Origin of the sequence: Arthrobacter sp. NPDC058130, assembly GCF_042884475.1 — a bacterium.
Lineage (GTDB): Bacteria > Actinomycetota > Actinomycetes > Actinomycetales > Micrococcaceae > Arthrobacter.
In genome coordinates this window covers 453,853-476,657 of record NZ_JBHVTV010000002.1, presented here as the reverse complement: position 1 = coordinate 476,657, position 22,805 = coordinate 453,853, and the positions used below count along the sequence as shown (strand labels likewise).

Annotated in this window: 22 protein-coding genes; 11 read left to right on the top strand and 11 right to left on the bottom strand. The window is 65.5% G+C overall.

What is annotated here, in order from left to right:
• The first annotated feature begins 23 nt into the window (after positions 1-23).
• Positions 24-788 carry an IclR family transcriptional regulator gene (locus ACFVTM_RS06310; RefSeq protein ID WP_390202534.1) on the top strand — a complete coding sequence of 255 codons (765 nt, stop codon included), beginning with the start codon at positions 24-26 and terminating at the stop codon, positions 786-788.
• Between the two features lie 140 nt (positions 789-928).
• On the opposite strand, the gene speB is transcribed toward ACFVTM_RS06310, so the two are convergent.
• Positions 929-1,888, bottom strand: coding sequence for an agmatinase (speB, locus tag ACFVTM_RS06305; protein WP_390202533.1), 960 nt, complete (start codon positions 1,886-1,888; stop codon positions 929-931).
• Positions 1,889-2,014: 126 nt separating this feature from the next.
• Positions 2,015-3,460, bottom strand: a complete 1,446-nt coding sequence (locus ACFVTM_RS06300) for an amino acid permease (protein WP_390202532.1) — start codon at positions 3,458-3,460, stop codon at positions 2,015-2,017.
• 228 nt (positions 3,461-3,688) lie between these two features.
• Here ACFVTM_RS06300 and ACFVTM_RS06295 point away from each other — a divergent pair, with 228 nt between their 5' ends.
• Positions 3,689-4,639: a LysR substrate-binding domain-containing protein gene (locus ACFVTM_RS06295; RefSeq protein WP_390202531.1), complete on the top strand. Its 951-nt coding sequence runs from the start codon at positions 3,689-3,691 to the stop codon at positions 4,637-4,639.
• Between the two features lie 183 nt (positions 4,640-4,822).
• On the opposite strand, the gene ACFVTM_RS06290 is transcribed toward ACFVTM_RS06295, so the two are convergent.
• The 3 genes from ACFVTM_RS06290 to ACFVTM_RS06280 form a co-directional block, all read right to left on the bottom strand.
• A complete protein-coding gene (locus ACFVTM_RS06290) occupies positions 4,823-5,416 on the bottom strand; it encodes a short chain dehydrogenase (RefSeq protein WP_390202530.1) in 594 nt (197 codons plus the stop codon).
• A complete protein-coding gene (locus ACFVTM_RS06285) occupies positions 5,413-6,156 on the bottom strand; it encodes a GntR family transcriptional regulator (protein ID WP_390202529.1) in 744 nt (247 codons plus the stop codon). The genes ACFVTM_RS06290 and ACFVTM_RS06285 overlap by 4 nt, the downstream gene beginning before the upstream one ends.
• A 126-nt stretch (positions 6,157-6,282) precedes the next feature.
• Positions 6,283-7,200 carry a DMT family transporter gene (locus ACFVTM_RS06280; RefSeq protein ID WP_390202528.1) on the bottom strand — a complete coding sequence of 306 codons (918 nt, stop codon included), beginning with the start codon at positions 7,198-7,200 and terminating at the stop codon, positions 6,283-6,285.
• Between the two features lie 69 nt (positions 7,201-7,269).
• Here ACFVTM_RS06280 and ACFVTM_RS06275 point away from each other — a divergent pair, with 69 nt between their 5' ends.
• From ACFVTM_RS06275 to ACFVTM_RS06255, 5 genes are all read left to right on the top strand, one after another.
• The gene (locus tag ACFVTM_RS06275) at positions 7,270-8,178 is read left to right on the top strand and encodes a LysR family transcriptional regulator (RefSeq protein WP_390202527.1); all 909 of its coding nucleotides are present in this window, start codon (positions 7,270-7,272) and stop codon (positions 8,176-8,178) included.
• A 125-nt stretch (positions 8,179-8,303) separates the two neighbouring features.
• On the top strand, positions 8,304-8,606 hold the full coding sequence (locus ACFVTM_RS06270; protein WP_390202526.1) for a DUF4193 domain-containing protein: 303 nt from the start codon (positions 8,304-8,306) through the stop codon (positions 8,604-8,606).
• Positions 8,607-8,700: 94 nt separating this feature from the next.
• A complete protein-coding gene (locus ACFVTM_RS06265) occupies positions 8,701-9,453 on the top strand; it encodes a lytic transglycosylase domain-containing protein (protein WP_390202525.1) in 753 nt (250 codons plus the stop codon).
• A gap of 60 nt (positions 9,454-9,513) precedes the next feature.
• Complete coding sequence (locus ACFVTM_RS06260) at positions 9,514-10,098, top strand: histidine phosphatase family protein (protein ID WP_390202524.1); 585 nt, start codon at positions 9,514-9,516, stop codon at positions 10,096-10,098.
• Between the two features lie 166 nt (positions 10,099-10,264).
• On the top strand, positions 10,265-11,083 hold the full coding sequence (locus tag ACFVTM_RS06255; RefSeq protein ID WP_390202523.1) for a CPBP family intramembrane glutamic endopeptidase: 819 nt from the start codon (positions 10,265-10,267) through the stop codon (positions 11,081-11,083).
• Between the two features lie 176 nt (positions 11,084-11,259).
• On the opposite strand, the gene ACFVTM_RS06250 is transcribed toward ACFVTM_RS06255, so the two are convergent.
• From ACFVTM_RS06250 to ACFVTM_RS06225, 6 genes are all read right to left on the bottom strand, one after another.
• Positions 11,260-12,984: a CocE/NonD family hydrolase gene (locus tag ACFVTM_RS06250; RefSeq protein WP_390202522.1), complete on the bottom strand. Its 1,725-nt coding sequence runs from the start codon at positions 12,982-12,984 to the stop codon at positions 11,260-11,262.
• Complete coding sequence (locus ACFVTM_RS06245; protein WP_390202521.1) at positions 12,977-13,945, bottom strand: MBL fold metallo-hydrolase; 969 nt, start codon at positions 13,943-13,945, stop codon at positions 12,977-12,979. Before ACFVTM_RS06245 ends, ACFVTM_RS06250 begins: the two co-directional genes overlap by 8 nt.
• The gene (locus ACFVTM_RS06240; protein WP_390202520.1) at positions 13,942-14,892 is read right to left on the bottom strand and encodes an alpha/beta hydrolase; all 951 of its coding nucleotides are present in this window, start codon (positions 14,890-14,892) and stop codon (positions 13,942-13,944) included. The genes ACFVTM_RS06245 and ACFVTM_RS06240 overlap by 4 nt, the downstream gene beginning before the upstream one ends.
• A gap of 5 nt (positions 14,893-14,897) precedes the next feature.
• Positions 14,898-16,040 carry an FAD-dependent monooxygenase gene (locus ACFVTM_RS06235; protein WP_390202519.1) on the bottom strand — a complete coding sequence of 381 codons (1,143 nt, stop codon included), beginning with the start codon at positions 16,038-16,040 and terminating at the stop codon, positions 14,898-14,900.
• A 78-nt stretch (positions 16,041-16,118) separates the two neighbouring features.
• Positions 16,119-17,072 carry a phosphotriesterase gene (locus tag ACFVTM_RS06230; RefSeq protein ID WP_390202518.1) on the bottom strand — a complete coding sequence of 318 codons (954 nt, stop codon included), beginning with the start codon at positions 17,070-17,072 and terminating at the stop codon, positions 16,119-16,121.
• Positions 17,073-17,123: 51 nt separating this feature from the next.
• The gene (locus ACFVTM_RS06225) at positions 17,124-18,134 is read right to left on the bottom strand and encodes a phosphotriesterase (RefSeq protein ID WP_390202517.1); all 1,011 of its coding nucleotides are present in this window, start codon (positions 18,132-18,134) and stop codon (positions 17,124-17,126) included.
• Between the two features lie 305 nt (positions 18,135-18,439).
• Between ACFVTM_RS06225 and ACFVTM_RS06220 the strand changes: the two genes are divergently transcribed.
• From ACFVTM_RS06220 to ACFVTM_RS06205, 4 genes are all read left to right on the top strand, one after another.
• Entirely contained in the window at positions 18,440-20,176 is a 1,737-nt protein-coding gene (locus tag ACFVTM_RS06220; protein ID WP_390202516.1) for an MFS transporter, read from the top strand.
• Between the two features lie 63 nt (positions 20,177-20,239).
• On the top strand, positions 20,240-21,412 hold the full coding sequence (locus ACFVTM_RS06215) for a cytochrome P450 (RefSeq protein ID WP_390202515.1): 1,173 nt from the start codon (positions 20,240-20,242) through the stop codon (positions 21,410-21,412).
• The gene (locus tag ACFVTM_RS06210) at positions 21,409-21,603 is read left to right on the top strand and encodes a ferredoxin (protein ID WP_390202514.1); all 195 of its coding nucleotides are present in this window, start codon (positions 21,409-21,411) and stop codon (positions 21,601-21,603) included. Before ACFVTM_RS06215 ends, ACFVTM_RS06210 begins: the two co-directional genes overlap by 4 nt.
• Complete coding sequence (locus ACFVTM_RS06205; RefSeq protein ID WP_390202513.1) at positions 21,600-22,781, top strand: NAD(P)/FAD-dependent oxidoreductase; 1,182 nt, start codon at positions 21,600-21,602, stop codon at positions 22,779-22,781. The genes ACFVTM_RS06210 and ACFVTM_RS06205 overlap by 4 nt, the downstream gene beginning before the upstream one ends.
• Positions 22,782-22,805: the final 24 nt, after the last annotated feature.

Here is a 22,805-nt window from a genome sequence, read left to right as displayed (position 1 = left end):
GCAACAAGTATCAGGAGGGTGAGATGGCTGAGAGTACCGCCGAGAGGGTGGCCGCACTGCTGTTGGCATTCGAGGATCCAGGGCAATCAGGAGGTGAACACTCGGTCGGCGATCTTGCCCGAGCGGTGGGGCGCGAACGGAGCCAGGTGTCGCGGATGCTTAAGGCCTTGGCCCGCAGCGGGCTTGTCGAACAGGATCCGGACCGTCGAACCTACAGGCTGGGCTGGAACCTGCGCATACTGGCGACCGGCGCGGGAAATTATCCTCTGGTGAAGGCTGCCCGCCCGGCCCTGCAGGCTCTTGTGGCCAAGACCGGGGAAGTTGCCCTGCTTTCGGTGCAGGAGGGAAACCGGTCCCTGACCGTCCTGCGCGAAGAATCCCAGCAGTCGCTGCAGGCCGGCGGATGGGTGGGCCGCCGCTCGCCCATGCATTGCACGGCCTCGGGACGTGCACTCATGTTCGACTTTGACGACGAACTGATCGAAACGCTCACGCTCGATGACCTGAGCACGCCCACATCGGCGGCGGGGGCACCAAAGGACCTGACGGCACTGCTGCACCGAATCGAAGCGGAACGGGCCAGAGGGTATTCGGTCGCCTCCGAAGAAGTCGAAATCGGGCTGACGTCCGTCGCTGCGCCGGTCCGGGACCAACTGGGCCACATCGCAGGCGTTCTCAACGTGTCGGCACCAACCTCGCGAATCATCACACGCACCGACGCCATAGGTCAGCTACTCATGGCCGCATCCCGCGCCATCACGCAAAAACTTCGCTCCCGACCCAGCTGACCAGGAGCCAGCGCATTCTCCGACGGCGTGAGCACCAACGCGATCGAATCCGGGGGCTGCAGAGAGGATGACGCTACCCGGACGGAGGGGACGGCGCCTCGGCGCCGTCCCCTCCGCGGCTGGTGCCGGAGGGGAGGCGTTCAGTCTCCGGTAGCGGAGAGCCCCATCAACGTGAGGAGTTCCCACGCCGTGTGAGCTGCGGCAAGCCCGGTCACACCGGCGTGGTCATAGGCAGGTGCAACTTCGACAACATCGCCGCCCACGATGTTGAGGCCCTTCAGACGCCTGAGCACAGAGAAGAACTCCCTTGTGTTGATGCCTGCGACTTCCGGGGTTCCCGTGCCCGGTGCGTGAGCCGGGTCGAGCACATCGATGTCGATCGAGATGTAGACAGGACCGGAACCCAGGCGTTCGAGGATCTGAGCAGCGATGCTTTGCATCGAACGCTCCTGGAATTCCTCGGAACGGATGATCTCGAATCCTGCACGGCGGTCGTCCTCGAGTTCGCTGGGATCGTAGACGCCTCCGCGGATCCCCACGTGCTGGCAGTGCTCAAGGTCAAGCAGGCCCTCTTCGGCCGCCCGCCGAAAGGGGGACCCGTGCCAGATCGAGGCACCGTGCAGAACATCCCAAGTGTCGAGATGGGCATCGAAGTGGAGAACAGCCAGGGGGCCGTGGGCGGAAGCAGCCGCGCGCAGCAGTGGCAGGGCGACGGTGTGGTCGCCGCCCAGGGCCAGGATTCGGGTGCCTTGGCTAGTCAAGCGTTCAGCCTTGGCATGAATCGATTCCACCGCTTGGTCGATGCTGTAGGGATTAACCCCGAAGTCGCCGGCGTCGACAATCTGCTGGTTGCGGAAGGGGAAGGTTTCGTGAATCTGATGGTAGGGGTGAAGCTGGCGGGAGTGCTCACGAATGTGTGCGGGACCGAACCGCGCTCCGGGACGGAAACTCGTTCCTGAGTCGAAGGGGATGCCCACCACCGCGATGTCCGCGTGTTCCACTTCGTCGATCCGTGGCAGCAGGGCAAATGTCGCAATGCCGGCGTAACGCGGAAGGTCGGATCCCTCGCGTGGGCCCTGAATGTCTCGCTCGATGGTCAAAACGTGCTCCTTGCAATTTCGTTTTCAGCCTCACCTGTCCGGCCGGGAGTCCCTGGCCGCCAAGGTGCGGTCTTGATTGTTTCCGTTCGTAAAAGTGATGCCCTTCCGGGCGCCCGGGGCTGCGCGTCAGTTCATATCGGCCGCCATTCCCCTGCCCAGCATTGAGTTCTTCCGTCCGACGAGCAGATACCAGGCCAGCACTGCGCCGACCCAGACCGTGAATACGAGGATGGTGATCGGGCGGAGATCTTTTACGATCCAGAGGCATCCGGCGATCGAAAGAACCGGGATGAGCGGATGCAGTGGCGCCTTAAAGCTACGCTCCAGCCCAGGCTCCCGTCGCCGTAAAACCATGACGGCGGCTGAGACAACGATGAATGCCGCCAGCGTTCCAATGCTCGTCATTTCAGCGAGGAAACTGATGGGGAGCAGGCCGGCCACGAGTGCCATGCAGGCGGACACGATGAGGGTGTTGGCCGCGGGGGTCTTGCTGCGGGTGCTCACGCGCTGGAAGATCTCCGGTGCCAGCCCATCCCGCGACATGGCGAAGAGGATTCTGGTCTGTCCGAACAAGACGATCAGGGAAATACTGAAAATCGAGAGCACCGCGACGGCGGCCACGACGGTCCCGGGCCAGGATGCTCCGACGATCGTCTCGAGGATGGCGGAAAGACCTGCCGTCTGTCCTTCGAATCGTGAAGATTCCTGCGCCCCGAGAGCAGCGACTGCGACCAGGACATAGATCGCGGTCACGACGATGAGGGCTGCCAGGATAGCGATGGGCAGATTCCGGCGGGGATTCTTCGCCTCCTCGCCTGCCGTTGAGACTGCGTCCAGCCCGACGAAGGAGAAGAAGATGAGACCGGATCCAGCCATCACCCCGTTGAATCCGTTCGGAGTGAAATTCGTAAAGTGATCAGCGTTCCATCCCGTGAACGCGACGGCGATGAAGAACGCTAGGCCCAGGATTTTCACGAGCACCATAACCGTGTTCGCCAGGACCGATTCCCTGGTTCCGCGGATCAGCAACGAGGCGCAGGCTGCGATGAGAATCATCGCCGGCAAGTTGACTATGCCGCCTTCTTCTCGGGAAGACGAAAGAGCAACCGGAAGGCCGAAACCGAACAGATTCTCCAAAAGCTGATTGACATACTGCGACCAGCCCACCGCGACTGCTGCGCCGGAGACCCCGTACTCCAACAACAGACACCCCGCCACACCCATCGCGGGGAGCTCACCAAGCGTGCTGTAGGCGTATGAATACGAGGAACCGGACACCGGCACACTGCCCGCCAACTCGGCGTAGCAGATGGCGGTGAGCCCCGCGACGATGCCTGCGATCACAAAGGACCAAATGACAGCAGGGCCGGCAGCCGGCACCGCCTCAGAGAGGATGAAAAAGATTCCGGTGCCGATCGTCCCACCGACGCCGATCAAGGTCAGCTGAAAAAAGCCGATGCTGCGCTGAAGCGGACTCCCTTTCTCCTCAGTGTCACTCGGCAGTGGCTTCACCCGGAACAATTGCTGTCTGAACGACAGCGAGACAGGCCGGACTTCAGTTATTGGAGGCATCTTTGCCTTTCTGCAGGCCGCCGGCCGTGCTGATTCCTAGCATCACGGCCTCCGTGATGCACAGTGGACATCGGGGTATTTCTAAGGCGTTGCCCGGTTCGGGACCGCTTAACCCCACCCGCGCGCAGCCACTTAGCCGCGGCCGCTCCGATGTGCCTCATCCATGAGACCCCGTCGAGTAGGCTAGGTACAACCATCAAATACCAACAGAACTTGACGGATTTTCCGATGCTAGATATTCGACGCCTCTCGCTCCTCGTCAGCGTTGCCAAACTGGGTTCCATTTCGGCCGCCGCGGCCGCTGCAGGCTGTACCGCCTCCTCCGCCTCGGAACAGCTGTCTAAGCTCGAACGGGAGCTGGGTGCCACGCTCCTTGAGCGGAGCGCGCGGAGCGTTCGGTTGACGGCGGCCGGGGCGGAGCTGGCCGATCACGGGCGCAGGATCCTCACCCAGATGGACACGGCCCAACAGGCGGTCCAGGAAGTGGCCGGGCTTTCAGGTGGCCGGCTCCGGGTAGCCGCCTACCATACAGGAGCCTCACGATTCGTGATTCCAGGCATCGCCGCTTTCACCCGGAGACACCCTGGAGTCCGTGTGACTTTTGACGAAATGGAGCCCGAAACCGCCCTCCCCGCCGTGAGCAACGGCGACGTTGACCTCGCGCTGGTCAATCGATACCTCGGCCTGCAGGCTCCCGACATGAGCGGCCTGGACGTGCTGGAACTCGGAAAAGAGCCCTTCGTCCTGGCAGCTCCCGCCAGCCTGGCCGCGGGGCCCGGCCCCGCCTCCATGCGCGATCTTGCAACGGCCGCATGGGTCAGTTCCCGACCCGCCATTGGATTCCAGGCCATCACGGAACTGGCGGCCGCCCGCGCGGGATTCACCCCAAACATCGTGGCGCGAGCGGACAACTACGAGCTGATTCTAGATCTTGTCGCTGGAGGGCTGGGCGTGGCTCTTGTGCCCAGCCGCGCAGCGAAAACCCGGCCCTCGGTGCAGTATTACCAACTTGCGGAATCCTTTGACCTGGCCCGCCTGGAGTCCCTGATAGTCCGTGCATCAGACCACTCTCAGGCCACGAGCGAACTTCGCCAATTGATCGTCCAACAGTTTAGGTCCGCGACGGAACGCGGTGAAGGCGCCCCGATTCGGGCAACTCCTCGGGCACCCATGGCGTGAGTCTTCGGCTCTTGGATCCGCGGCAGCAGCCCGCGGCGTTACGAGTCTTTGGCCCCTGCAGTGCCTGAATTTCGCCGGGACTGGAGGGACGACGGCGGCGGGTCAGCCTTGGAAAGGTGACCCGCCGCCGTCGTCCTCTGGAAAACGAAGGGAACGGCGACGTTCCCCTGTCCGATCCGGATCTCAGCCGAGGGTGAAAATACGGCCGGTCTGGATTCCGTCGACGGACTTGACGTAGGCCTGGCCTACTTCGTCGGCCGGGATCCGGGCGAAGCCGGGGAAGTAGCTGTGGTAGCCGGTAGCTTCCTCCAGGACCGACGGGCTCACCGCATTGATGCGGATCCCACGGGGGAGCTCCGCCGCCGCGGCCATGACGAAGGACTCGAGGGCTCCGTTGGCCAGGGAAGCGACGACACCGGTCTGGATGGGCTCGCGGGCGAGGACGCCGGTGGTGAGGGTAAACGATCCGCCGTCGTTGACGTAGGGGCTGCCCAGCCGGACGAGGTTGACCTGGCCGACGACCTTGTCCATGATGCCGTCTGTGAAGTCTGCCTCCGAGAGGTCGGAGAGCGGCTTGAACGGGACAGCGCCGGTGCAGGCGACCACGGCGTCGACCTTGCCGACCTGTTCGAACATGCTCCCGACCGAGGCCGCATCCGAAAGGTCCACCCGGACATCGCCCGTGCGGGACGCCTCGATGACCTCGTGCCGTTCCCGGAGTGCTGTGGCGGCGGCTGTTCCCAGGCGTCCGCTTGCGCCGATGACCAGTACTTTCATGCTGTTGCATCCTCACTGCCCAGCAATGCGATCAGTTGCTGTGCGCTGTCCATGGTGTGGGTGGTAAATGCCGCTTCGATGGCTTGCATGTCGCCGGACCGCAGTGCCTTGACCAGTTGCTCATGCACTTCGTGGGCCCGGGCAGGGTCAGCGCGCGTGGCCTGGTCCTGCGCCAGGGCAATGGTCAGATGAGCCTCCGTGACGGGCCACAGGCGCAGCAGGAGCGCGTTCTCTGACGCCGCCCAGATATTGCGGTGGAACGCGATGTGGGCTTCGTGAAGCACCACGGGGTCCGGGTGGAACGCGACCTTGTCGTATGCGGCCCAGCTCGCCTCGACGAATTGCATCCGCCTGCCCGAGGTGTCCTCCAGGATCGATGCGGCGGCCAGCATGTCCAGCGCCATCCGTGTCCGGGCAATGTCCAGGATTGCGGCGGGGTCCAGGGTGGCGACCCTCAGCCCGCGGTACGGCTCCTGAATGAGCAGGCCCTCCTGCGCGAGCTGGGTCAGGGCCTCGCGGATGGTGGGCCGGCTGACGTTCAGCATTGACGACAACTTCACCTCGGTGAGCTTGTCGCCGGGCTTGATGGACCCCGACACGATGCCCCGGCGGATTTCGTTCATGACGGCATCGCGGCGGGACACCGACGCCGCGGGGGAGAGTCCGCCAACGCCGCCCGCTGCAGGCAACGCCGCGGGCAGGAAGGGGGCCGTGCCGGTGGATGGATTTTCGTGCTTCATCGGGTCCGCCTTCGAGCAAGTGCCGCATCAAGCCTCCGCTGATTGTCAGACGAAGTTACAACCAAGCCTAGCCGGTGGAGCCGAAATATGCGATTCCCCGCCCCGCGAGGCGGGGAGCGGGTCCTGTCATTTCAGGGACCGCTGCGAACGCGGCCTGCCAGGGCCAGCCAGCAGGATGGCCGCGGCATTCGTCGCGACGATCAAGCCGATGCCCAGCCATTCATGGATGGCGAGGACCTGTCCCAGGACGATCATTCCAGAGAGGGCGGCGAGAAGGGGATTGATGCTCATGTACACGCCGAAGAAAGCCGGCCGCACGTGGCGGAGCGCCATCAGGTCGGCGGCGTAGGGGATGACCGAGCACAGCACGCCGGCAAGGACCGAAAACAGCAGCGCCGGGCCGGTGAGGGACCCGGCGGAGAACAGATAGGCGGCGACCGGCAGGTAGAACACCATGGACACGAGGTTTGCGGCTGCCGGTCCCTGGAGGCCGGGCAGCCGCTGCCCGACGACCATGTTCAAAATGATGTAGGCCGCCCAGCAAGCGGCCCCGGCCGTGGCGATTCCAATGCCCAGGAAATCGCTGGAGGGTCCCGGCAGCACCAGAACGTAAACGCCAACGCCGGCACTCAGCCCGCACAACAGGTCCAGTCTGGAACCGGAACGCAGCAGGGCGATGGCCAGCGGGCCCAGGAACTCCAGCGTGACGGCCAGACCCAGCCCGATGCGCTGGATCGCGATGTAGAGGCAGATGTTCATCAGGGCGATCGCTCCGCCCAGCAGGAGCGCAGGCCACCACTGTTTCCAGGTGAAGCGATGGAGGGGCGGGCGGGCGGCGGTCAGGAGCACGGCGGCGGCAACGAGTTGGCGCACGGCGACCACCCCCGCGGGCCCGAGCGCCGGAAACGCGTGGGCGCCTATGCCCGCGCCGATCTGGTTGCTGACGCCGCTGCCCGTCATGGTCAGCAGGCCGCCGAGTATCCGCGGTTGGGATTGTGCCGGCCGGCGGTCGGGGCCCAGGCCGTCCTCTGTGTATGCCTCCATAATCCAAAGTGTGGGGCGAAATCTTCAAACCAATAAATGCTTGCGGTGGCGGTTCTATACGATGACCGTATGAATCTTGAGCTGCGCCATCTCCGGGCGCTCGTGGCCGTGGACGATGCCCGGACATTCACCGACGCAGCGATCACTTTGGGCACGTCGCAGGCAAGCATCTCCCGATCTGTTGCGGCGCTGGAACGCACGCTGGGAGTGCGTATTTTCCAGCGGACGACGCGCAGCGTGACCCCGTCAGCGGCCGGCACCCGGATCATCGAACATGCGCGGCGGGTCCTGGATGAAGCCAAGTTGCTCGAGGAGGCTGCGAGGGATCATGCCGGTGAGCTGAGGGTGGGCTACGCCTGGTCTGCGCTGGGCAGCCGGACCATAACGCTGCAGCGACGCTGGGAGGAAAGCAACCCGGCAGCGCAACTGATCTGGGTGCAGTCGAACTCCGCGGCGGCCGGACTGGCGGACGGATCCGTCGATGTGGCCGTCGTCCGGCGCCGGCTCAATGACCCCCGCTTCACGGAGACGCTGATCGGTACAGAACGGCGGGTGGCCGCCGTGGCCGCGACGGATCCGCTGGCCCGCCGGCGGTTCCTGCGCATGGCGGACTTTGCCGGGCGGAGCGTTGCCGTCGACAGCCGGACCGGAACCACGGCCGGGGACCTTTGGGGCCAGGAGTCCCAGCCTCCATTGCTGCGGCCCGTCCAAGGTGTAGACGATTGGCTGACGCTGATCTCCACAGGCAAGGCCATGGGCATGTCCTCCGAGGCGACCGCTGCACAGTACCAGCGGCCCGGGGTTGTCTACAGGCCGGTCCGCGACGCGCCACTGATATCTGTGTTCCTTGCATCCTGGAAGGACGACCCATCAGTCCTTCTTGCCGGCTTCGCGCGCCTGGCCCGGGAAGCTTTCGCCGAAAACCCTGTCCCGTGGCCTCCCGGCAAGGGTCCAGGAAAATCGCGCCCCGGCCAGTAGTGTCCGCCTTCCGCTCGCCCGGAGGTCCGCGGCGCGGGTGCGGCGGTTCATATCCCGCAGCGAGGCGCGCAATGGTGTACGTTGGCTTCCCGTTAGAACTAAACATAGGAATGAGAGTCACCCCCGTGGCAACTGATTACGACGAAGTCCGATCCGACGTCAAGGAGTCGCAGGATACTTCCCTGCAGGCGCTGCAATCCGCCAACGCCCCGGATGCCCGCAGCGTTGTCCGTGAGCTGGATGAAGCCGATGCCTTTGACGACGCGATCAGCCCGGGAGGGGAAATTGTCGCGGAGGAGCTTGTTGTCCAGGTCATCCCGCAGGCGCAGGACGAATTTACCTGCTACTCCTGCTTCCTGGTCCGGCACAGGTCCCAAGTCGCGCGCGAAAAGAACGGCCACGCCTACTGCGTCGAGTGTGTCGGCTAGGGCAATGGCCTTCAACGCATCCGGCGTCGGGGCGAATTTCCGCACGGCTAGGGATCAGCGGGTCGCCGCGGTCCGCGGCAGGTCACACTAGTCCGTGCTGCGCCTGAAACGCCTTGTGGTCCTCGGTCTCTTCGTCTTCTGCGTCATCACCGGGTTCTTGTTCTGGGCTCTCCGGTTCTCCGGCGCGGAAACCCGCGGTGCCCTGCCCGCGCCTCCGCGGGCGGAGGCAAAACTCGCAATGCTGCCCGGCGGCGTCGTCCCCGCGGTGAACATCACCCGGAGCGCGGACGCACAGTGGCTCGTCCAGGCCGCCGCGCAGACCGGCATCCCTGCCCGCGCGCTGCAGGCCTACGTGGCTGCGGCCGGTGCGGCCAATGAATCCGCTCCCACGTGCGGGATCGGCTGGAATACTGTGGCGGCCGTCGGCTTCGTCGAAACAGCCCACGGAACGTACGGCGGCGGAAGCCTGACCGCCAACGGGGAGGCGAGCGGACCAATTGTTGGCCCCAGCCTCAATGGCGACGGATTTGCCGCGATCCCCGATACCGACGCCGGTGCCCTGGACGGCGACGCCCGCTGGGACCACGCCGTCGGTCCCATGCAGTTCATTCCCTCCACGTGGCAGCTCGCCGGGCGGGACGGGAACGGAGACGGCAAAGCCGACCCGTTTAGCATCGACGACGCCGCGCTGACCGCCGCCTCGTACCTGTGCGCCCGCGGCGGTGACCTCACCACCGCAGGGGGCTGGTCCGACGCCATCTACGCCTACAACCAGTCCGAGTCGTACGTGAACCAGGTCCGTGACCGGGCCACCACCTACGCCGCGCAGGCGGGCACCGCGGGATAATTTCGCCGTGCTGACACACTGATGACGGAGCCTGCCGGCTGTCAGGGCAGAATGGACGGCATGACCCTTACGACGTTTGCCCTCGTCCGCCACGGCCAGACGGACTGGAACGCGCAGCGCCGTCTGCAGGGTTCCACCGACATTCCGCTGAACGACGTCGGCCGCGGCCAGGCGCGCGACGCCGTCGCCGTCCTGTCCGGCTACGAGTGGGATGCGATCGTGTCCTCGCCGCTGAGCCGTGCCGCCGAAACGGCCGACCTGATTGCCGACGGGCTGGGGCTCGGCGTGGCCCGGCGCGTGCCGGAACTCGCGGAGCGAAGCTTCGGACCGGCGGAGGGGCTGCAGGCCGGGCCCGAACTGGACGCGCTGCGCATCCCCGGGGGATTCCGCGGCGCGGAGGGCGAGGACGAGGCGGCCTGCCGCGGGTTGGCGGCGCTGGAAGCGCTGGCCGAGGAGTTCCGCGGCCAGCGCGTGTTGGCCGTCGCCCACGGCACGCTTCTGCGAGTCAGCCTCAGTCTCGCCATTGGCCGCACGCTGGAAAGCATCGACAATGCCGTGCTCAACCTGGCCCACCACCATGCCGTTGACGGCTGGGAGCTTGAATTCTTCAACGGTGAGCGGGTTCTGGCCGGCGTCACGGGCTGAGCTGCACCGTTCCGGTTTGGGTAAGGCGTACGACGGCGGCACGAGACTTCCGGCGCGTGCCGCCGTCGCACTTCCAGGGGTGAACCGGCGAGCCAGCCGCCCGCGGCCCAAGGTCAGTGCCCCTGAACCGTTTCGCAGCCACGGACGGCACTGGCATGCTTGTGGGGTGTCAACGATCTCAACAGAGACTCCCCGGACCGCGCTCAGTTGGAAGCTGGTGCCGGCAGCGCTTGTATCGGCGTCCGGAGTGCTGCTGTTTGGCGTTGAAAATGACCTCCTTGGCTACAGCGTGCTCGCCATGGGCCTGGTCACGGCGGCTTTCATTGACCGCGCGTTGATGCGGCACCTCGCGCTGGTCGGGGCCGGGATTTTCACCGTCAGCCTGGTTCCGCTGAACGCAGATTTGAGCATCCAGCACATGGTCCTCATGGGTGGTGCCCTCGCCCTGGCCGTGCTGGTCCCGTGGCTGGTGTCCCGGTTCGTTTACGGCGAGAACATCATCAGGTTCCCGGTGAACACGGGCCGCAAGTGGCCGTTGGCCGCGAAGCTGTACCTGGTCGGCGTGGCAGCGCTCGGATACTTCATCCTGCCCGTGTACCTGATCAGCACGGGGGTGTACCAGAACTGGCCCGATGCGTCCGATCCGACCATCTTTTGGCGGCTTTTCCTCGGAGTGAACGCCGTTGGCATCTGGGACGAGCTGTTCTTCATCTGCACCACGTTCACGTTGCTGCGGCAGCACTTTCCTGACTGGCTGGCCAACGTCCTGCAAGCTGTGGTCTTTTCGTCCTTCCTTTGGGAGATCGGCTATCAGGCGTGGGGACCGCTCCTGACGTTCCCTTTTGCGCTGCTGCAGGGCTACACGTTCAGGCTGACGAAGTCCTTCACCTGCGTCGTGTCAGTGCACCTGATCTTCGACTTCGTCCTGTTCCTCGCGCTGGTGCACGCTCATAACCGGGACTGGCTGCCAATCTTCTTGTACTAAAACTTCTTGTACTGAACGGGTTGCGGGGGAGCTGTGGGTCGGCATGATTCATGCGATAGGTGGGCCGGGAAATCCGGCCCACCTATCGTTTTCGACCTGAGGGTCTCCACGCTGCCCGACTCTCTGAGATGAGGAGCCCGGGCTACTGTGGCGAGGGCGAAGCAGTCCTCAAAAAGCTACTCAGCCTTGCGCGCGGTGAAGGGCAGGACCAGCCGGGATGGGTGGGCGGCGTCGCGGTAGATCTTGTGGGTGACGGGACGGCCCACGGGCAGGTGGAAGGCGTCCGGCGGCAGCAGCGCGTTGTGCTCGTCGGCCAGCGGCTCGCCGTTGGACAGTTCCACGGTCAGGGTGTGACCGGGTTTGAAGGTGTTCGCGAAGGGGTAGAGGCGCAGCACGTACTCCTCGATTGTCCCCGGCTCCACAGGCACGGCACGGGTGTGCGGGTGGTGCGGGCTGCCTTCGGTGGTCCGCTCGTCGAGCTCGCGGTGCGAGGCCTTGAGGTAGCCGCTGGTGATGAGCTGGCGCTTGCCGTTGGGGGAGTAGTCCCACAGGCGCAGGATGAAGTTGGTGTCCGGCTGGTCGATCTCGGCGAAGATGTGCGCGGCGCCGGCGCCGATCAGCTCCGTGGCCTCCTCGAAGACAGGGGTGGACCAGCTGATGATCTCCACCTTGTCGGTCACAGTCAGCGGCGCCTGGTAGAAGCCGTCCGGGGCGGCGTACTCCGCACCCATCGGCTCGGGCTCGGTGGACAGCTTGTGGCGGGGGCGCAGGTAGAGGGACTTGTACTCGATGTCCTTCGGCGGCCACGCCTCGGCGGTCACGACCTCACGGGAACCCTCCACGAAGACGCTGACGGCGGGTTCGTCCATGACGCCGTTGTCGATGCCCCTGATCCAGTACTCGTACCACCGGAACATCTTGTCGTGCTCCTCGATGAAGGGGCGGGACTGCATCGGCGGGTAGGGGCCGATGTCCAGCTTTTTGGGGCCTTTGAGCTCGTTGAACAGCTCGATCGTGCCGTCCATGGTCCAGCCGCGGCCCTGGTCGATCTGCAGGTAGACCGGGATATCGATGTTCGGGGCCAGGGTGATGGGGTTGCGCTCCTCGTACCAGTCCCCGTCGAGCCCGTTCATCACGATGTCGAACCAGGCTTCGTGGTTCTTCGGGTAATGCAGGACATGGACCAGGTTCGGCCACGCGGCGACGTCGGGATCCTCCAGGCGCTTGGCGACGAGCTGCTTGAGCTCTTCCGGAGAGTACTTCTCGATCATGCGGGACTTGACGTTGTCGGTGAAGGCCCAGCCGGAGTCGCCGCCGCGGCCTTCGCGGGCGGCGCGCGGCATGAACCACATGACGCCGCCGTGATACGTGGTCTCGTAGAAGTCGTAGTGCCCGCCGGAGACGAAGATCGCCTTCAGGTGCGGCGGGCGCTCGGCCGCGGCCAGCACCTGCATCGAGCCGAAGTACGAGATGCCCACCATGCCGACGTTGCCGTCGCACCATGGCTGTTCGGCGACCCACTCGATGAAGTCGTACGCGTCCTGGCCCAGCGAAACACCGCCGGCGTTGTAGTTGCCGATGTGTTCGCCGCCGGAGTGGCCGGAGCCGCGGAGGTCGCCGATGACGTGGACATAGTCCTCTTTGACGATGCGTGCGATGTCGCCGGCCTCGATGCAGCCGTCCCACATCGGGCTGGGGCGCCGCTGCGGCGGGGTGGTGAGCGCCAGGGCCTGCAGTTCCTTGCCGTAGGGGCTCAGCGCAACCAGCGCGGGGCGCGGTTTGTCCTCGGTGCCGTGGTAGGCGTCTGCGGCGAGCTCGACGCCGTCGCGCATGGGGACCCGGAGGTCCTTGCGAACGGCAATCTTCTCCCCACCGGCATTCAGTAGCTGGAAGTCATCCATGAGTGTTGATCTCCTCATCTTCGGTCAAATGGTCCAATGTCGTGCGGTAGCCGTGGAGCGTCGTGAAGAACGGGGACGGCTCCAGGGTGGGGTCCCCGGAGTAACCGAGGTCCTCGGCCACGCGTGCGAAGGGCGAATAGGGCGATTCTGTTTCCCGCAGTCCGGCAGTCAGGCAGCCGCACGCCGCAGCTTTGACGCGGGCTTCGATCTCCAGGCTCTCCTGGAGCGCTTCCTCGGCCTGCCCGGCGTCGAGCTCCACGCCGTAGGGCGCGCCGTCCGCGCGTCGGTACGGGTGGCCCAGGTAGAGGTGCTGCGGACGGATCTCGTCGCGGAGGTACTGCAGGCTTGCGCGGTAGCCGGCCGGGTCCACGAACCCGGGGAAGCCGTTGGCCGCACCGTGGACCTGCACGGCATCGCCGACGAATACGTCGTTTTGTCCGTTAATGACGTATGCCACGGAACCGCGGGTGTGCCCCGGAATCGAGTGCACGCTGACGGTGCAGTCGCCGCCGAGTGAGATGGTCTCGCCGCCCCGCACCAGCAGCGTCGGCTCCATCTCGCCCGAGATGACGGCATTCGTGGCCTCGGTCAGCTTCGCCTCGCCGTCGGGGTCATCAAGGTACTGCGCCCGTCCGGCAAGGTATTCGTCCACGTGCGCCTGGCGCGAGCGCAGCATCGGCGCGTCGGCCTCGTGGATGACCACCTGCGCGCGCCGTCCGGTGAGCTCCCACAAGGCGTAAGCGCCGCCAATGTGGTCGATATGTCCGTGGGTCAGCAGGATCCAGCGGACATCCTCAAGCCGGCGGCCGAGCGCCTCCAGAGCCGGCACCATGCCTTCGGCGGGCGAGGATGCGATCCCGGTATCGACGATCGCGGGCTCGGGGGCGTCAATGAAGAAGCTGTAGAGACCGAACCTCCCCCACGGGGAGACAAGGGGATGAACGGCGACTGACTCGGTCATTGCGCTGTTCTCCCGTTAAGCCCGGTGCTCCTGCCCAGGAAAGCGGCAGTCTCTTCGAACGCCCCGTAGAACTCTGGAATCCAGGAGAAGTACTGGACGAAGCCGTGGTTTGCCCCTTCGTAGCGGCTGACCACCGCATCGACGCCGGCCTCCCTGAGGCGCCGGCCGTAGAGCTCGCCCTCATCCCGCAGGGGGTCGTGCTCGGCGGTGATGACCAGGGCCGGCGGCAGGCCGGCGAGGTCCTGGCGCTTGATGGGGGAGACGAGCGGATCCGCCGGATCTGCTCCGCTCCCGAGGTAGAAGGAGTTGAACGGCGACAAGCCGGCCGTCTCCAGTCCGTATCCTTCGGCGTTCTCCCGCAGCGATGCGTACCGCTCGACGTCGAAGTCCAGATCCAGGGACGGGTAGAACAGGATCTGGTGCGTGATCGCAGAGAACCCGTCATCGTGCGCCCTCGCGGCGACCGCCGCCACGAAGTTGCCGCCCGAGCTGTCTCCTGCGATGGCAAGGTTTTTCCCGTCCCAGCCCAGATTGTCGCCCCGCGTGGCGGCCCAGCGGACCACGCCGTAGCAGTCATTCAGACCGGCCGGAAAAGCGGACTCAGGGGCCAGGCGGTAGCCAACCGAGATGACCTTGTGGCCGGTCTCCTTGGCCAGGGAGCGCGCGACGTGGTCGTGGGTGTCCAGGCTGCCCAGGAAGAACGCGCCACCGTGGAAGTAAACGATGACGCCGAACGAGTCGGCCTCGGCCGGCGTGTAGATCCGCACGGGCACCTCGCCCGATGGCGTCACTGCCGTGGCGTCCTCGACGGTGTGCAGCGGGAGGCGCTCTTCCAGCGGGGGAACCTGGGCGGCCTCGCCTGCACGCATGGCTTCGGGGTTCAGGGGGGAACCGTCGGGTGCCGGCAAGGTTGCGAGGATCTTGGCGATTTCAGGGTGGATGGTCATGGCGTTCAGCCCTTCGCCTGTGCTGGTGCGCTGACGCTGGCGGGATTCTGGGACGTGGGCTTCTGACCAGGGAAGACGTCGTTGACCTCTTCCTCGGACCACCCCTGCCGCGAAATGCGCTGCAGTTCGTCCGTCACCGGCTTGCGGGTCGCCTGGAACAGGGCCAGTGCCTCCTGGACCGAGCCAGCCTTGGCCAGGGCGTCGGCCAGGGCTCCGGCGTCCTCAATGGCGGAGTTCGCACCCTGGCCCTGGTGGTGGAGCATGGAGTGGGCCGCATCGCCCATGAGGACCACAGAGTCCGTGTGCCAGGTGTCGACGGGGTCGATGTCGTAGACCGCGCGGACATTCACCGTGTCCATGTCGAGGTCGCGGGTGATGTTCACCAGCCGCTCGTCGAAGCCGTTCACGGTGGCCAGGAGGTCCTCCTTGGTGACCTCGGGCGCCCACGTGCCGTCCGGGTTCAGTGCGGTGATGTCGAAGGACACCTGGTTGCGGTGGCGCAGTGGCAGCAGGTAGACCTTGGTGCCCTTGCCGATGTACATCCGGAGGTTGTCGTCGACCACCACGCCGTGGGCGTCGTCGGCGGAAATCACTGCACGGTAGGCATGTTCGCCTGAGAACACCGGGCCCTTCACGCTGAAGAGCTGCTCGCGCACGACCGACTTGATGCCGTCGGCACCGACCACCAGGTCGGCCTCGACCGTCCTGCCGTTGGTGAAGGTCAGGGCGGAGCGGCCGCCCTTGTCCGCGATGGTTTCCAGCTTGTGGCCGAGATGCACCATGCCCTCGGGGAGAACGCCCAGGAGGGCCTCGATAAAGTCGCCGCGGTGGATGAGGTAGGTCTGGGTCTGCTCGCCGAACTCAGGCCACGTGTCCTTCATGATCGGTTCTCCCGTGGCGGTGAGGATTTCGAAGTAGTCGCTCGGCGAACTTACCTTAGCGATCGCGTCGAAGATCCCCCACCGGCTGAACCGGTCCATAGTGGCCGGACGCAGGCCGATGCCGGCGCCGACCTCCCGCATCTGGGACGCCTGCTCGTACACGTTGACGTTCGCGCCGAGCAGGCTCAGGGCCTTGGCTGCCGCTGCGCCGCCGTACCCGGCGCCGACGATGGCGATGTTGAGGTTCTTGATTTCCGAAGCCTTCATGGTTTCATCTCTTTCTTGACTCTTTCTTGGCCCGGGCCATTTCTGGGGGACGGGTAAGTTGTGGTGGTCTGTCCGGGGTTAGCCGTGAAGCGACAGGAACTCGGCCGGGTTGTCCTCGAGCAGGAGTTTGAGGGTGGCGTCGTCGATGCCAGCCGCGCGCATGTCGGGGATCATGTCCTCGAAGATGTAGTTGATGGTGTGGCCCTTCACGCCCGGCCAGCCCAGCGGACTGCAATTTGCGTCGGCCGAGACGAGGAGCTTGTCCGCGTAGCCCTTGTTGACGAGGTTGACGAAGTGCTCCATGCGTTCGGCGCGTTTGCGGCCCCAGAAGGGCGGGTCCGGCAGTTCGAGGTCGTAGCCGAAGGTGTCGAACCCGATGCGGCCGCCCTGCTCGTAGATCCAATCGTGCGGGGTGATCGGAGCGTTCAGGCCGTCGTCGGCGTGGCCGAACAGCACGCGGTCCAGCGGGAGGCCCTCTTCGTTGAAGATGCTCACCGCCGGTTGGGGGTCGATGGCCAGGTGGGTCAGGATCGGCGCGCCGGTGACGACGGCGGCGCGGGCCGCGGCCCGGTAGATGCGCTTGTCCAGGTCCGTCATTCGTCCGCCACGGCTCACGCCGACCTTGATGACCCCGGCCTTGGCGCCCGTGTTGCCGATGCCGACCCTGATCTCGTGGATGAATACCTTCGTCAGGTAGTCCACGGTGGCGCGGGAGAAGTGCGGCAGGGCGGTGTCGCCGCCGACGAAGCCGGTGCAGGCGACGATGTGCACGCCTGTTTTCTGGGACAGGGACTTGTAGTAGTCGACGTCGCGGCCGTTGCAGATGCCCGTGGCGTCCACAAAGGTGCCGCCGCCGTAGTCGCGGAATTTCCGTAGCTTCGGCACAGTCTCCTCGTAGGCCTGCTCCGGCGACTTCCACCACTTGGTGTCCAGTTCTGACCCGGGCATGCCGTAGCCGATGTGTTCGTGGACCGCCACGATTTCCAGTTCTTCGGCCGGGATGGTTCCCAGCACTGTGTTGACCTTGGTCATTTCGTTCACCTCAGGGGTTCGGAAGCTTGTTGGGTGAGAGCGGACGCGTGCTTAGCGCACGGTCAGCAGGTTGCGCGGGTTGTCGACGAGGATGCGCCGGGAGTCTTCATCGCTCAGGCCGTTGGCTTTGAGATAAGGCACGAACGTGGTCAGGACGTGGCTGTAAGGCAGGTTGTATTCCGGCAGGCCCTTGGCCACGCCGATCGAGTTGCCCGAGAGGATGATCTTGTCGGCATGGCCGGCCTTGACGAGCTCGAGCACCAGTTCGGCGCGATCGCGGTCGGTGAGGTAGTCCGAGTGGTCGTTCAGGCCCACGTGGTCGATGCCGACGAAAGCCCCGCGGCCAGCCACCTCGACGGCGGAGCCGGCGGCATCCTTGCGGTCCAGATCACCAACGAGCACCCGGTCGGCCCCGATCTGCTCGTCCAGGACGATGTCCAGATCGTGCAGGGCGTCGGCGCCGAAGCGGATGGAGACAGGGACGCCGGTGTTCTTGGCGGCGCGGGCAGAGCCGCGGAACAGGCTTTCCTCGGTCGGGGTCATGCCTGCGCGGTCGGCGATGGTGGCGACGATGCCGGCGGCGGCGCGGCGCTCGACCCGGGGGACCACCATCCCCTCAGTGACTTCCTTGCCGAAGAGATCGCCGAACTTTTCGGCCGGCCACGGGGTGGGCGGGTTGGTCTGCGGCGTCAGGAAGTATCCGCCGAGCTCTTCCTCCGGCCCCAGACCCGTGGACGCAACGATGTGTACGCCGGTGGAGCGCGAGAGCGCCTCGTAGAGCTTGAGGTCCCGCCCATGGAACATGCCAGTACTGTCGACGATCGTCCGGCCGCCGTGCCCGCGGAAGTCCACAAGCTTTGCAGCCAGGGCCTCGAAGATCTCCGCCCGGTCCATGGAGATGTCCGGGGCGTACTGAGCGCCGGGGAGCACCGACAACAAGGCCTCATGGACCGCGACAACCCCCAGGTCGGAAGCAGGGACCGGGCCCAGGACCGTATTGACGGTTGGCCCGGCCGGGGCGTGGACTGCGTCGCCGGTCTCGGCGGGTATGGGGTGACTCACGTGGGTTCTCCCTAGAAGTTCGGGTTCTGAATGCAGGGCGCCGCGGAGCCTGGCCATGCCGTCGCTCCGTCGCGGTGTAGTCAGCATCACATATTTCTTTACAGCGTGTCAAAGAAATAGTCAGTGTGATTTTTTCGAAGTGTTCATGAAGCCAACGTTGCGTAAATAGTCTTGACATCATGTAAACCTTGATACCAAACTGTGGGGAACGCCACATCTACCTCCGGTTGGCCGGCTCCTGCCCGGCAGGGCACCAGATCAGGCGCGTCACCGGAGAATCCACCGGAAACAAAGGAGTTTCATCGATGAGTCAAACCAACACTGAGCAGGCGAGCGCAGCGTCGAGCCGCGGCTCTGTCCGGGCCACCTTCGTAGCCGCCTACTGTGCGGTCACACTGGCCCAGATCACCAATGCACTGCCCGGTGCCCTCAGCGGCACGTTCGCCGCGGAATTCCACACCTCGGGCGCGGGCCTGACCTGGATCGCGGGCATGTTCCTGATGGGCATCGTGGTGTTCGAGCTCAGCTGGGGCCTCCTCGGAGACCTGTTCGGCCGCAAGAAGTTGCTCTACGCAGGCGCGGCGTTAAGCGTCGTCGGCTCCGTCCTGGCTGTACTGGCGCCGACCACCGAGATGATGATCTTCGCGCAGGCGGTCGGCGGCATCGCGGCCGGAATCCTTTTTCCCATCTCGCTGTCCATGATCGCGGCGATCACCCCGGACCACCGCGCCCGGGCACGGGTTATAGCCACTTGGGCCGGGTTCCTGTCGCTCGGCGCGGTCATCTCGCCCGTGCTCGCCGGCCTCACGGCCCAGCTCTTCACCGTGCCGGGGGCCGGGGCGGGCGCGCCGAACGCGTTCAGTGGCTGGCGTGTGGCCTACGGCGTCGCGGCCGCGGTCGCCGTCGTTGTTCTCATCGTCGCGCTTCGGGCGAAGGACTCCGCAGCCGCAGAGGGGCGCAAGCTGGACCTGCCCGGCCAGTTCACCCTGGCGCTCGGCCTGATTGCAGTCCTCTTCGCGACCGTGCAGGCGGTTGACTCTGGCTTCGGCTCCTGGGAAGTTATCGCGGGCTACGTCGTCGGGGGAGTCCTCCTGGTCGCCTTCGTCGTCACCGAGATGCGCACCAAGCAGCCCCTCATCCACCTCGCCCTGTTCAGAAACAGCGCCTATTCCATCACCGGCATCGTCGCAGTTACCGGCATGTTCGCATTCCTCGCGATCTGCTTCAGCACCAGCGTCGCGGTCGGCGGTCTCGCTTTGGCCGAAACCTGGAAGGTCGGCGTGCTGTTCGTCTTCATCCAGGGACCGGCATTCGCCTTCATCCCCGTCGTGGGGTGGCTCATTCACCACGTAGCGCCCCGCTGGGTGCTCACCGCGGGCTTCGCCCTCATGGCCGTCGCCGGCTATTGGCTGTCCACGTTCTCCCTGGGCACGCCCGAGGCCTTCGGCGGAACTCCCTGGACGGCATTCATTCCGCCGCTTCTGTTGCTGGGCATCGGATTCGCGCTCACGGTCGGCTCCGTCACCGCCGTTGCCATCAACACTGTTCCGCCGCAGCACATCGGCATGGCCTCGGCCACGACCAACCTCCTGCGCGACCTCGGCTTCGCCCTCGGCCCAGTCATCGGCTCAGCCATCGCATTCGGAGTCGGAGCTACGGCCTTCGCCGGACCCCTCGCCGGAATCCTCGGTGGGGCAGGGCTGCCGGCCGAAGCCGTCGCGGGGCTTTCCCACGTGCCGCCTCTTGGCTACCTGTCAGGCTGGGATGGCGTCATTGCGCAGTTCTCCGGCCAGGCAACCGCCAGCGGTGCACCCGCCCAGGCCGTCGACGGCATGGTTAGTGCACTCACCTCCGCCCAGCAGCAGATCCAAGGCGTGGCGGGGGCCTCCCTCGGCCAAGGCTTCCAGACTGTGTACTTCGCCGCGGGCATTGCGGCAACGCTTTCCGCCGTTCTTACCCTCTTCATCTCCGCACGTTCCTCGGCGCCCACGCCCGATGCCAATTCGGAATCCACCGAAGCCACCGTCGAGGCCGCCGTCTGAGGCTGACAGCCTCGGCCCCGCCACTGTTCCATCACCCAACTGATCCTTCAAAAGGAGAACATCATGACTGCACCCATTGAATCCGACAAAGACATCTGGGACGACGACATCCTTGTTGACCCCTACCCCACGTATGCCTCGCTCCGCGAGCAGGGCGCAGTGGTCCATCTGCCCAAGAATGACCTGTACGTCCTGACGCGCTACGACGCCATCCGCGACGCGCTCGGTAATCCCGAAACCTTTTCGTCAACCAGCATCGGCTTCAACCCCATGGTCAACGAGGCGCTGCAGGGCACCTCACTTGCTTCCGATCCGCCCACGCACACGCAACTCCGCGCCACGCTGTCACAGAACCTCACCCCACGCGCGCTCCGCGGCCTGAAAGTCGTCATCGACGATAAAGCGGACAGGCTTGTCGCCGAGCTCGCCGCCAGCGGCAGCTTCGAGGCCATCGACTCCCTGGCCCGGGCCTTTCCGATCGAAATCGTTGCCGACCTCATTGGATTCAGCGGGCATGTCAAGGAAAACATGCTGCGCTGGGGCCAGGCCGTGATGCAGGTCATCGGCCCGCTGAACCAGCGCACGCAGGAGAGCTTCCCGATCGCCGGTGAGCTCTACGGCTGGTGCTCGTCCGTCACCGCCGAAGACCTCACGCCGGGCTCAATCGGGCGCGGAATCTTCGACGCCGAGACGCGCGGCGACATCCCTGAAGGCTCTGCGGGACACATCATCCACCAGTACCTGGGGGCGGGCGTCGACACGACAATCGCCTCAATCGGGAACATCGTTGCGCTGTTCGGCAAGCACCCCGAGCAGTTCGAACTGGTCCGGAAGAACCCGGAACTCGTCCCCGCAGCTTTTGCCGAAGTGCTGCGCTACTGGGCGCCGGTCCACGTCTGGGGCCGCAGGGCAACCCGCGACGTGGAAATCGGGGGAGTCACGATTCCGGCAGGCGCCCAGGTGGGCATCCTCTTCGGTGCCGGCAACCGCGACCCGCGCCACTACGAGAATCCCGACACCTTTGACATCATGCGCAACCCCGTGGACCACCTCTCCTTCGGCTACGGACCGCACGGCTGCGCCGGCCAGGGCCTGGCGAAACTCGAAGCGCACGCGATCATCGAGGCACTGGCCCGCAGGGTGAAAACGCTGACGATCTCCGACGAGGTCCGGGAACCCAGCAACATCACCCGGAGCTTCGAGTCGCTCCAGGTTGTCAAGGTGGTGGCAGCATGAGAATTGAACTTGACCGGCCGCGCTGCGAAGGTCACGGCCTCTGCGAGGAAGCCGCGCCGCTGCTGATGCACCTCGACGACGACGGCGAGCTGGTCATCGACGTCCCTGACGTGGACGGGACCGAGCTCGACGCCGCCAAAGCGGCGGTCCGGGTCTGCCCGGTTGCCGCGCTGCGGCTGGAGGCGGCATGAGCATGCGCAGGATAGTGGTGGTCGGCAATGGCATCGCAGGACTAACGGCCTGCGACTCGCTGCGCTCGGCCGGCTTCGACGGCGAGCTCACTGTTGTGGGCTCCGAGCGGCACCATCCTTACAGCCGGCCAGCACTGTCCAAGGCGCTGCTGCACGGCGACGGTCTTCAAGCCCACGAACTGCCCGAGCCGACCCACGATGCGACAGAGCTGCTTGGCGTGAACGCCGCGGGCCTGGACATCGAGGCCCGGGTGGTCCGGCTCGACGGCGGTGGCGAGCTGCCGTATGACGGCCTGGTCATCGCCTCTGGCTCCCGGGCGAAGCGACTCGCTGCAGGGCTTCGACACGACAGTTCTCCCCGGGAGCTCACGCTGCGGACCATCGAGGATGCGGTCCTGCTCAAGGAACGCGTCGCATCCCGCCCCTCGGTCATCGTGATCGGCGGGGGACCGCTCGGCATGGAGGTCGCGTCCGGTTGCCTGCATGTGGGCTGCGAAGTCACCCTCGTCTCCGACGCCAAGCCTCTGTCGCGTCAGCTTGGCGATCATCTGGCAGACCTCTTCACTTCAGCTGCCATCCGGCGCGGACTGCGCGTGTTCCTCGGGGGGAAGGCCCGTCTTGTCGATCATGGTGCCGGGGCCAGGGTTGTCCTGGCCGACGGCACCGAACTCGAGGCGGATCTCGTGGTCACCGCCGTCGGCGATGAGCCGAACATTGAATGGCTCACCGGCTCAAAACTGCTCACTGAGGGGTCGCTGCGCGTCGACTCCCGCGGGAGGGTCCGGCCGGACATCGTGGCGGCCGGCGACGTGGCCTTCTTCCCGACCCGGCGCGGCGTACAACGGATTCCCCTGTGGACGAGTGCCATCGACCAGGCCAAGGTCGCGGCCGTCGGCCTGCTTCAGGGCGATGCAGCACCAGAGTTCAACTTCCAACCCTACTTCTGGACCGAGGGCTTCGGGCTGTCGCTCAAATCGGTCGGCTTCACCCCGGTGGTGGGTGCCCCCGACTATTGCGAGCCGGGTGGGGAGAACGGGTCAGCGCTCCTGCACTGGGACAACCCGGACGGTTACGGGACCGCCGCCGCCGTCAACTACCGGATCCCGGTCCCCAAACTTCGCCGGCTGGCCGACGGCGGTCTGGCTGCAGTGCGTCCAAACGCGCCCGCCCGGGTTTGACGCCACGCCACCGCTAGGATTGAT